A 10,707-nucleotide genomic window follows, 5' to 3' on the forward strand; every position below is an offset into this window, starting at 1 on the left:
TCTTTTTTGTTTAAATACCACACTCTTGGATCTTCTCTTTAAGCTCAGGTATTGTATTACAATAAAATAGTATATTTTCATAAGTTAAAGGTGTCATAATCTCTTCAGAAAGATGATTCTTAACTCCTGCTTCAGATGAACAATTGAAAATATAGTCATATTTTGCCCAACCGTGATTTGTGATTCCAATGATAAACTCTTCCTCTATATCCCAAGTTCCCCCATGAGTTGTTCGAGTACTTACTTCTCTTTTATAAAAAGGAAGTATCTTTTTTCCAAAATGATCAAAAACTTTAGGAATTTCGCTATTAGAAAGATTTTCAGAAATAGTTTTAATTTTTTTTAACATAATTTATTATTCCCTCCCCCAGTAAGTGTTATAAATATTTTAGCATAAAAAAAAGGGTTTTTCTATAATTTAGGAAGAAAAATAGTTGTTTTTTGATACAATTTTAAAAACGTATCTTAAAAATGTACACAATTTAAATTGAAAAAAAGTATTTTTAATCATTTTTTCCAATCGAATTATAAAAAAGAATCAAATTTATTTTCACTTTCTTGTTGATCCCTTTCAAAACCTAATTCATAAGAGTAATCTCCATCTACAAAATATATTTCTTCTATTCCAATATGTTTTAAGGTTGCAAATTTTCCCTTATCATAAATGCCTAAATTTATAGTATACATATTTAAGTCTAATCTTGCTTTCTCTTTATCGATTCCCTCTTCTGTTAAGTAAATTTCAATTAATTTATTAATCAAAGTTTTATTATTTTCATAAATTTTTTTTGGAATACATTTGTAAGAAATTATATCTCTAAACTCTTTAGCCACATCATCTTTAGTAAATTTACCACGCCAAATTTCTTTCATGTAATTTTTATTTTTTTTAAAATTTTCTATAAAAGTTGACTCTTTCAAGTTTTCTATTGTCAAATATTTTTCGATAAGATTATATTTTTGTTCTTCAGATAAAATTTCATTAACTTCACTTAAAGCTTTTTTAGAAAGCTCAAAAATATCTTTATCTATAAATCCTTTTTTTCCATTTATAAATAAATTTGTATTAATTTCGGTAAAAACAAAGGCATTAGTTTCTTTAATAGATTTATTCCCTTTTCGATTAACTCTTCCTAGTCTTTGAAATAATCCACTTAAATCATTTAATTCTGTAAAAAGATAATCAAAATCTATATCGAGACTAGCTTCAACTAAAGAAGTGGATATCCAAATTTTATCTCCATCAACTTCTGTTTTTCCAAAATGCAAAATATCTATTTCTTTTTCTAATCGATCTTTTTTCAAATATTTTGAATGTAATAATTCTAACTCTATTTTTTTTATTCCTAGTTTTAATAATTCTTTATAGAGTTCTTGAGCTTTTTTTATAGTATTACAAATAATTAATGTTTTTTTCTTTTTTTTAAGATAATGGTTATAAATAAATTCAGCAGAAATTTGAAAATTTTTAATTTCCAAGTTATGACGGTTAATTCCTTTTACAAAGCTTTTATATTTTATTGGACCAATTTCTTCTTCAATACATTTCTTAATAAACGGCGGTAAAGTTGCTGTTAATATTGCAAATTTACCTCCAACATCTTTAATTTTTTTTAATCCAATAACAATATAAGCAAGTAAGTCGGGAGAGTAAGCTTGGATTTCATCTAGAACAACTTTAGAATAGCTTAAAGTAGCTAGCTTAAGTTCATGTCCTGGATACATAAAAACAAAATTAAAAATTTGATCTAAGGTTGATACAGTAAGAGGAATAGAAAGAGCTTTCCCCATTTTCATGTATTCTTTTATATATTCATAGCTGTGATTAGTATTTGTAAAGAGATAGTCCGTAGCTTCAGAGTGTAATAAAATAATTTTTTTTTCGACTTCAGTTTTTATTAAATCTTGAGCTATTCTTTTATAGATTGAGTTTATGGCAGTTTTTAGTGGCAATACAAAAAATCCTTTATTATCACCAATCCAAAGTAAACCAGCCTCTGTTTTTCCCATGCCAGTATTAGCAACAACAATTACATTTTCATTTCTATTTTCTATTAAATAATGTTGCAAATTATTCCAAGAATAATTTAAATTCTTTAAAGAATCTAATAAAAAATTATTTTTATATTCTATTGGATAATTTCCACTTGCTGAATAATCACATTTATTTAAAAGTCCTGTTAAAACATCAAAGGATTCTTCCAAATCTGATTTCAAATTTTTTAAATCTTTTAAACTAAGTTTCTGGATATTAAAATTACTTAAGAGGTCTAAACTTAGTTTTCGTTCATTTTCTAAAACTTCTAAATTATCAGTATAAAAATGATGATTTAAAATAGCATAAAGAACTCTCAAATAATCTTCTCTTTTTTCAAATATGTTTTTATCTAAAAAGTATGTTGATAATATATTATGTCCAATTTCTTTTTCTGGATTGAATTTATTATGAGTATTTATTCTATTTTGAAATTCTTTATTTAATTTTCCATAATCGTGATATTCACAAGCCAAATTTAATAATTTATACGTCTCTTCTGAAATATAATTTAATTTTTTTAGTTCATTAGCTTGAGTTTTAACTTTGTCTGTATGCTCTCTTATACTTTCAGATGGCTTAGCTAGCAACTTTTGTAATAAACTTTCAATATCCATGAACTCTCCTTCTTCATTCCAAACTAATTGTACCAAATTAGTTTTAAACTAAATTAATAATATATTGACCATCATATAAGATATTTTCACAAGTTTCTTCTATACTATATTTAGATGAATAAATTACCTTTTTTTTATTAAAAATTCTTTGATTTTTTATAATAGAGTAATCTTTATTAAGAAAATAAAGAGTACCTCCGATTCCATTAGTATTTGTTCTTTCAAAAACATTGTAATTTCTAACGTTTTCTAATTTTAAATATCCTGAGTTTTCACTTGTTACAACATCGTTAATCTCTGTTGTTTGAACAAAGTCACACTCTTTTATATCTACAAAATCTTCGCTTCTTCCGATAGATTTTAAATTATATATATTATTTTTTATTGTTTCCAAAGTAGCTTTATCACTAGATATATGAATAACTAGATTAACGTCATTTAGTATTTCATAATACTTTAGAGATGTAATTAAATTTTTATATTTTTTTAGCTCTTTATTTTTAGTGTCATGTTCTTTTAAAGTTTTGTATTCATCTAAAAGTAATCGATTATGTACAAATATTGTTACTTCATTTTTAAAACTATTATTTTGTGGTTTAGTAGCTTCCGCAATTTTTATAAATCCTTTAGAGTAAAGATTTTCGTCTGGGAGTTTAACTAAAATTCCCCTATCGTCTGTAACTGAGTTTAAAAAAAGGTAATCTGTAAAAGATTCAGTAGATAAACTTTTGTAATTCCCCTGGATAGATATATCCATAGGATGATAATTTGTATAGCTGCAAGCCTTATGAATAGCTCCAATTATTGTAGAGTATGGAGGTAAAGGATAAGTCATTCTGTTATCTATAGCTTCTTCTTTTCTATAGTGAGCCTTATTTTGAGTTAATATTATTCTTAGAAGCTCCATAATTAAACCTCATAATAATTTTTAACGTCATTTTTTATTTTAGAAAATACTTCCCCAATTGAAAGTGGATTTAGAGAATTTATGATTTCTAATTCATTATCTAAATTATCACCCTCTAATAGACCAACATAGTATCCTTCTTTTATTTTATTTTTTAAATCTTTACTTATATGAAGTTTATTTTCTTTAACTCTTACAGTATTTTCAAAAATATGAGTCATTCTAGGAGATAGCCCACCCACAACAAATATAGGCTCAGCATTATCTAGATTTCCTTTAACAATTAAACTTAAATTTTCTATTGCATCTAATATTTTCGTAACTCTTTCTATTTTTTCTTTTACAGAAGATTCAGCATTGAAATTTTCATCTTTTCCAATCATAGTCAAATCAATAGTAAAAGAATATATTTTTAAGGACTTATCATACTCATAATTATATGGCATAAGACCAGCTTTTTTAGCGCCACCTTTTTCTTGCAAATTGATTCCGTTAGCATCAGCAAAAGTAGATGCTAAATATAAGTTGTTATGAAATCTAGAATCTACTCTAAATGGATCACAAGCAATAGCATCAGTAAAATAGAAAGAGCTATTTCTAACATAAGTTTGTTTATTTTTCCCAACAGCTGTATTCATATAGCCTCCTTCTAAGGCTCGGCAGTTACTAACATTTCTATCTTCAGAAACTACTTTTTGTGTTGCACCATCAACTGTAACAACCAAATCTTCATACATACCACTTTCAACCATAATAGCATTTTTTAAACTTTCTCTACTTCTAGTAGCATAGATTTTTCCTTCTCTATAAACTTTTTGGATAGTTGAAACATTACCCAATCCCTCACCATAATTTGATGTCATATTAGCTATTATTGTTAATGTCAAAGATTTTTTTTGCATTATTTTACCTCCTCATCATTTGAAATTATTTTTTCAGAATGTTCTTCTTTGTTTCCAAGAGAATTTATAAATATATATGCTAAATTTTTATTTTTTTCAAAATCTAAACATAAAGGAATTAATGCTCTTATAGGTAATTGTGCTACTGATGATAGATGTAGTAAAATCTCTTTAACTTTGTTATAATCTTTCAATGAAATAGCAGTTATTAATTTTTGTTCATAAGTTCTAAGCTTATTATCTTGTAATTTATTTCTTATTTTTGTAGCATCTTCTTGAGCTTGTTTATACTGATAGTACATATCTTTTTCCCCCTTATAAATTAATGTGTTTATTGTTATTAAATGACTTGTCAAATATTTTTTTTCTTTATTTTTTAATAAAAATTCAATTATATTATCTAAATAAGTTAAATTTAAAATACTTTCTGTAACAATTTTTTCTATCGGTAGATATTCATTTGAAGAAAAACTAGTTATTTTTCTGATATTGCACGGATATTTTAAAGTTTTTTTTGTTTCTTCATTCACTTTTTTAAATATGCTAATTGCTTCTTTTCTAATAAAAAGAGTTTCAAAATAATTTTGTTCCCTATTTTTTATAATCACTTCAACATCAAACTCTATCCTAGAATTTGCAGTTCCCAAATTTAAAAGTAATTCAGACCGTAAAGCATTTCGTTCTGTAGAGTTAAAGTCGACATCATTGACAGAGATTAGTTTCTTAACACTGACACTACAATTAATAAAAAAAGATTCTCTATCTTTACTAAATCCAAATGGAATAAAATCGAAATATTTACTATCATTATAGACAAAAGTCTTAGAATCAAATTTATATGCATTTCCTCTAGATTTTCTTGACATATCTATATAAAAACCGTTTATTCTACAAACTTTTCCAGGAGGTTTAAATAATAAGCTTGAATTACAGAAGTTAGAATACAAACTTTTTCCATTTAGGTATGTGTTTTTTATAATATCCATTCGATTATCATTAATTAATTCTTTGATTTTATTAGAGTTGTTCCCATCATATTTTATTTTAGAAGATATATTTTTTAGTATTTTATTGGCCTTTAATTTATCATTTATAAGTTTTATTTTTTCAATTTCTTTGTCTTCGTCTTCGTAAATGATATCTATATTTTCTAAAATAGTAATATGATGCATAACTTCTTTAAAATAATTTTCAGCAAATTTTAAATATTTTTCTTCTACAATATCTTCATCGTCAAATTCAATATAATCCTCTGTTAATGAAAAATTACAAGAGTGATATTTAAGATATCTAGAAAGACCTACTATTGCAGAACTATATCTCCAATCTAAAGGCTCCAATCTAATTAATGCCATTAAATTCTCCCCCCTCTTTTTATTCGATTATTTCTAATAATCCAAATCCCATAGATTTTCGGCTACTTAAAGCTCCACTTTTATATAAATTATTTAAAATTTCTTTTTTTCCAATAATTTTGATCAAACCTAGATTTCCTTGCATCTTAATTCCATAAAAAGTTGTAATAGTTTTTTTTGTTTCCAGAGGAATAATTTTTAATTCTTCTAAATATTTTTGTGGAAAATCATCTTTTAAGGTTGTTAATAGATTTCTTTTCAAGATAGTTAATCCCTTTTCATCTAAAAGATGGTACCAACTTTTCTTTTCATTCAGTTGTTCTCTTATAATAAGTGGTGATAATAGTTTGAAGATAACCTCACTATTTTCAATTTTTTTTTCTTTGATTTTTATTGCTCTTATCAATATTAAAGTATTATGTTTTAGATTATATGGATTATTTAGATTTTGTAGAAATGCATTAAAATAGTGTAGTCCTAATAAATCATCTTCCGTAGAAAAGATAACTTTTATATTATTATTTTTTAAAATTATCCTATCTTGATTGAAATGAAGTGGTGTAAAAAATGGCGCAAATGTAGTTCGCTTCTCTTGGCCAATATCATAAAGTTTTTTAAAAAGGTCTTTATCGTAGATTTCTATAGTATTTTTAAAAAAAGATACTAAAGTTTTTCTAAAATCTATAGGTAATTCGTTGTTTTTAATTACAAAGTTGAGTTCTAACCTCATTTTCTTTCCCCCTTTATATTCTATATTACTTAGAAAGTAACATATGATTTTTTTTATGTCAACTTTTAAAGAAAAAACAGGAAATTTATTTATATTTAGAAGTACATAGAAAGTAAAAAAAGTTACTAAATATGGAAGGAGATAGGTATGCAAAAAATAACTGGAGTAATGTTTTATTATTATTTTGTATGCAAAAGAAAATTATGGCTTTTTTCAAAAGGAATCTCTCTTGAAGACGAAAATGAAAGTGTTCTTTTGGGAAAACTTCTTGATGAAAGTACTTATACTAAAGAAGAGAAACACATTATGATTGATGAAACTATTAATATTGATTTTTTAAAACGTTGGGAAATTTTACATGAGGTAAAAAAAAGTAAAGACATAGAAGAAGCAAATATATGGCAGGTAAAATATTATCTTTATTTTTTAAAGAATAAAAATATTAATGTAAAAAAGGGAGTAATAGATTATCCTAAAATTAAAGAAATTCAAGAAGTTGTTTTAGAATCTGAGGATATTATAAAAATTGAAAATATTTTAAAAGACATAAAAAAAATTATAAATTCAACAGAATCGTTACCTTTGAAAAAAATGGTTATATGCAAAAAATGTGCATATTTTGAATATTGTATGTGTTAGGAGGAGTTATGAGCGAAAGTTATTATTTATTTTCTAATGGTACATTAAGTAGAAAAGACAATGTTTTTAGATTAAAAACTCCCTCGGGTGAGTTTAAAGATTTAAAGATTGAGGTTGCTAGAGATATATATGTGTTTGGAGAATTGACTTTAAATACTAAATGTTTAAATTATATGGGACAATTAAATATTCCAACTCATTTTTTTAATTATTATGGTTTTTATACAGGGAGTTTTTATCCGAAAGAAACAAAAGTTTCAGGAGCATTATTGGTTAAGCAGGTAGAAAGTTTTTTAAATGAATGTAAAAAATTAGAGTTAGCTCAAGAGTTTATTTCTGGTGCTGCTCATAATATTTTAAGAAATTTAAAATATTATAATAATAGAGATAAAGATTTAGCAGATGTAATATCAAATATTGAGGAATTAGTTAAAGGTATAAAAAAAGTGAAATGTGTTCAAGAGTTAATGGGAGTTGAGGGAAATATTAGAAAAATATATTATGAATCATGGAGTAAAATTTTTAATAAAGAAGTGGAGTTTGAAAAAAGAGTCAAAAGACCCCCAGATAATATGATTAACTGTTTAATTTCATTTATTAATACATTAGTTTATACCTCAACACTTACAGAAATCTATAAAACTCAACTAAATCCGACTATAAGTTATTTGCATGTTCCCGGAGAAAAAAGGTTTTCTTTATGCTTAGATATATCTGAAGTTTTTAAACCATTGATAAGTGATAGGATGATATTCTCACTTATAAATAAAAATATTATTACTGAAGATGATTTTGATAAGGAGTCAAATTTTTGTTATTTAAAACCTAAAGCAAAAATGAAAATTTTAAAAGAATTTGATGAAAGGATGAAAAGTACTATAAAGCATAGAGAGTTAAATAGGAATACAAGTTATAGACATCTTCTTAGATTAGAATGTTATAAATTGATTAAAAATTTAATGGAAAATACTCCGTATAATTCATTTAAAATGTGGTGGTAGCATATGTATATAATTTTAGTTTATGATATATCTTTAGAAACATCAAATGGGAATAAAGTTTTAAGAAATGTTTTTAAAATTTGTAAAAAATATCTTACTCATATACAAAATTCTGTTTTTGAAGGAGAGTTAACACCAGTTCTTCTTGAAAAATTAAAACTAGAATTGAAAAATTATATTAGAAGTGAGATTGATTCATTAATTGTTTTTGAAAATCCTCAAAGTAAGAGATTAAAAAAACATTTTTGGGGTATGGTGGATGAAAAAACATCTAATTTTTTTTAAAAAATATTGAATGAGATTTATCTGTCGACCTGATATATGTTTAAAAAGTGGAGAGAACGACAGATGCTTAAAAACCTGTGTAAATGGGAAAAATTAAAAAATAACTTAGAAAATAATTAAAATCAGAAAAAAATAAATGATGTTCGACAAAATAGACATTATAATATATACTAGAGAAAGATGTTTAAATATAACGCCTTTTAATTTAATCAGTATGGAATGTAAATTTTTTAGAGATAAAAGCAGTATCTATATTCGTTCTTCTTTTAATTTAATCAGTATGGAATGTAAATTAATTCGTTCTAATTGTCTAAAATGGCTTTCATATTTCTTTTAATTTAATCAGTATGGAATGTAAATTATAATATTCTTTCATTTACTCCCCTTATTCTATCCTTTTAATTTAATCAGTATGGAATGTAAATATTGGAGAGGTTGGGATTTTGTTTAGCGGAAAAATACTTTTAATTTAATCAGTATGGAATGTAAATTTATAAGAGTATCCACTATATCTAGTCTAGTTAAGCTTTTAATTTAATCAGTATGGAATGTAAATTAATTAACAAAACCAATGACATTATAATTCCTAGCTTTTAATTTAATCAGTATGGAATGTAAATTCCCATTCCTGCACCATAGTCAATTATAAGTGCATCAGCTTTTAATTTAATCAGTATGGAATGTAAATGATTCAAGTGACAAAATACATCTGTAAAAGCCAGCTTTTAATTTAATCAGTATGGAATGTAAATCGCAATAATATTTGTTAATTTAAGAGCTATGAATAACTTTTAATTTAATCAGTATGGAATGTAAATATATTTGAATCAGTTAAATTTGAAGAGTGGGCACACTTTTAATTTAATCAGTATGGAATGTAAATTTATCACATTTTCACCTTTTGCTTTTTTTACGCTTTCTTTTAATTTAATCAGTATGGAATGTAAATGTTTCTAATCCAACCTTGTAAGTTTCTAGTAGTGTACTTTTAATTTAATCAGTATGGAATGTAAATTGGTAACAAAAGATACATCTAAGAGTTGTAGAAAGCACTTTTAATTTAATCAGTATGGAATGTAAATAAGGGAGATGGATTTACAGATGACCACGTAAATTCACTTTTAATTTAATCAGTATGGAATGTAAATGTGGATGTTTATGCTATAAACCTGGAGGAACCATGCTTTTAATTTAATCAGTATGGAATGTAAATTATAAATCTCTTCAATAGAAAGCTTTTTCCAGTGCGGCTTTTAATTTAATCAGTATGGAATGTAAATGTAAATACGCTTGTAGACTTAGTTAAATCTTTTTATCTTTTAATTTAATCAGTATGGAATGTAAATATCTGCTATTGCAGGATCAGCATATTTATCATAAGGTCTTTTAATTTAATCAGTATGGAATGTAAATCTTAAATTTATAGTAGCTAACTTTGAATATGAATCAGCTTTTAATTTAATCAGTATGGAATGTAAATAGCATATTATTGTACTTTTCAGCTTTTTCTTTTAACTTTTAATTTAATCAGTATGGAATGTAAATGTGAAACAGAAAACCCATTCAGGAATATACATCTTCTTTTAATTTAATCAGTATGGAATGTAAATGTTAGAAAACCTGCAGCAGCAACAACTGCTAAATCCTTTTAATTTAATCAGTATGGAATGTAAATTTCTTTAACGATGCACAAATGATAACAGCAACAGCTTTTAATTTAATCAGTATGGAATGTAAATCTGTATTATCTAACGCTCTTATATATTCATCCATCTTTTAATTTAATCAGTATGGAATGTAAATGGGAAAATTAATTTTGAAATAGATATAACTTACTATCTTTTAATTTAATCAGTATGGAATGTAAATTGTGATTAAACAGTGAATCACGGCACTACACATTGGCTTTTAATTTAATCAGTATGGAATGTTTAGGGGTAATTTTTACTCTTATTTTTGAATATAAAAAAAGATACTTTCCTCAAAAAGTACCTTTTTATTAAAAATCATTGTCTACTTGACTTAGCAGCTATGAAATAAGATTATTCAATTTTTAAAAATTATTCCCACTCTATTGTAGCAGGTGGCTTAGATGAGATATCGTAAGTTAATCTATTGATTCCCTTAACCTCATTTATGATTCTATTAGAAACTTTATCTAAGAACTCATATGGTAATCTAGACCATGTAGCAGTCATAAAGTCAATAGTGTTAGCTGATCTTAAAACAGCAGTGT

The 10,707-nt window shown here is 25.0% G+C and carries 9 protein-coding genes, 1 pseudogene and 1 CRISPR repeat array; of the genes and pseudogenes, 3 read left to right on the plus strand and 7 right to left on the minus strand.

Annotated elements, in window-relative coordinates; all coding sequences use genetic code 11:
- Positions 1-10: 10 nt before the first annotated feature.
- The 6 genes from ACRDDY_RS19720 to cas6 all read right to left on the minus strand — a co-directional run bounded on the left by ACRDDY_RS19720 (position 11) and on the right by cas6 (position 6,546).
- Entirely contained in the window at positions 11-349 is a 339-nt protein-coding gene (locus ACRDDY_RS19720) for a hypothetical protein (RefSeq protein WP_438566612.1), read from the minus strand.
- A gap of 176 nt (positions 350-525) precedes the next feature.
- Complete coding sequence (gene cas3, locus ACRDDY_RS19725) at positions 526-2,652, minus strand: CRISPR-associated helicase Cas3' (protein WP_438566613.1); 2,127 nt, start codon at positions 2,650-2,652, stop codon at positions 526-528.
- 43 nt (positions 2,653-2,695) lie between these two features.
- On the minus strand, positions 2,696-3,559 hold the full coding sequence (gene cas5, locus ACRDDY_RS19730) for a CRISPR-associated protein Cas5 (protein WP_438507028.1): 864 nt from the start codon (positions 3,557-3,559) through the stop codon (positions 2,696-2,698).
- Between the two features lie 2 nt (positions 3,560-3,561).
- Positions 3,562-4,461 carry a type I-B CRISPR-associated protein Cas7/Cst2/DevR gene (gene cas7i, locus ACRDDY_RS19735; protein ID WP_438507029.1) on the minus strand — a complete coding sequence of 300 codons (900 nt, stop codon included), beginning with the start codon at positions 4,459-4,461 and terminating at the stop codon, positions 3,562-3,564.
- Complete coding sequence (cas8a1, locus tag ACRDDY_RS19740) at positions 4,461-5,816, minus strand: type I CRISPR-associated protein Cas8a1/Csx8 (protein WP_438509630.1); 1,356 nt, start codon at positions 5,814-5,816, stop codon at positions 4,461-4,463. The genes cas7i and cas8a1 overlap by 1 nt, the downstream gene beginning before the upstream one ends.
- A gap of 19 nt (positions 5,817-5,835) precedes the next feature.
- Entirely contained in the window at positions 5,836-6,546 is a 711-nt protein-coding gene (gene cas6 / locus ACRDDY_RS19745) for a CRISPR-associated endoribonuclease Cas6 (protein ID WP_438566614.1), read from the minus strand.
- 147 nt (positions 6,547-6,693) lie between these two features.
- On the opposite strand from cas6, the gene cas4 reads away from it, so the two are divergent.
- Genes cas4 through cas2 form a run of 3 tightly spaced genes read left to right on the plus strand, consistent with a single transcriptional unit; the run spans position 6,694 to position 8,471 of the window.
- Complete coding sequence (gene cas4, locus ACRDDY_RS19750; RefSeq protein WP_438566615.1) at positions 6,694-7,185, plus strand: CRISPR-associated protein Cas4; 492 nt, start codon at positions 6,694-6,696, stop codon at positions 7,183-7,185.
- Between the two features lie 8 nt (positions 7,186-7,193).
- Positions 7,194-8,186, plus strand: a complete 993-nt coding sequence (gene cas1b, locus ACRDDY_RS19755) for a type I-B CRISPR-associated endonuclease Cas1b (protein ID WP_438566616.1) — start codon at positions 7,194-7,196, stop codon at positions 8,184-8,186.
- Positions 8,187-8,189: 3 nt separating this feature from the next.
- Positions 8,190-8,471, plus strand: a complete 282-nt coding sequence (cas2, locus tag ACRDDY_RS19760; RefSeq protein ID WP_438566617.1) for a CRISPR-associated endonuclease Cas2 — start codon at positions 8,190-8,192, stop codon at positions 8,469-8,471.
- 197 nt (positions 8,472-8,668) lie between these two features.
- Positions 8,669-10,406: a CRISPR direct-repeat array (repeat unit 30 nt; unit sequence CTTTTAATTTAATCAGTATGGAATGTAAAT).
- Between the two features lie 125 nt (positions 10,407-10,531).
- Here cas2 and ACRDDY_RS19765 read toward each other — a convergent pair.
- A pseudogene (locus ACRDDY_RS19765) lies at positions 10,532-10,707 on the minus strand (glutamine-hydrolyzing GMP synthase); the annotation flags it as partial.

The organism is Clostridium sp. (assembly GCF_051656525.1).
Classification (GTDB): Bacteria; Bacillota; Clostridia; order Clostridiales; family Clostridiaceae; genus Clostridium.

What these genes read in the sequence shown, in the direction of transcription:
- ACRDDY_RS19720 (WP_438566612.1), bottom strand. Translation starts at nt 349, where the DNA reads ATGTTAAAAAAAATTAAAACTATTTCTGAAAATCTTTCTAATAGCGAA.
- cas3 (WP_438566613.1), bottom strand. Translation starts at nt 2,652, where the DNA reads ATGGATATTGAAAGTTTATTACAAAAGTTGCTAGCTAAGCCATCTGAA.
- cas5 (WP_438507028.1), bottom strand. Translation starts at nt 3,559, where the DNA reads ATGGAGCTTCTAAGAATAATATTAACTCAAAATAAGGCTCACTATAGA.
- cas7i (WP_438507029.1), bottom strand. Translation starts at nt 4,461, where the DNA reads ATGCAAAAAAAATCTTTGACATTAACAATAATAGCTAATATGACATCA.
- cas8a1 (WP_438509630.1), bottom strand. Translation starts at nt 5,816, where the DNA reads ATGGCATTAATTAGATTGGAGCCTTTAGATTGGAGATATAGTTCTGCA.
- cas6 (WP_438566614.1), bottom strand. Translation starts at nt 6,546, where the DNA reads ATGAGGTTAGAACTCAACTTTGTAATTAAAAACAACGAATTACCTATA.
- cas4 (WP_438566615.1), top strand. Translation starts at nt 6,694, where the DNA reads ATGCAAAAAATAACTGGAGTAATGTTTTATTATTATTTTGTATGCAAA.
- cas1b (WP_438566616.1), top strand. Translation starts at nt 7,194, where the DNA reads ATGAGCGAAAGTTATTATTTATTTTCTAATGGTACATTAAGTAGAAAA.
- cas2 (WP_438566617.1), top strand. Translation starts at nt 8,190, where the DNA reads ATGTATATAATTTTAGTTTATGATATATCTTTAGAAACATCAAATGGG.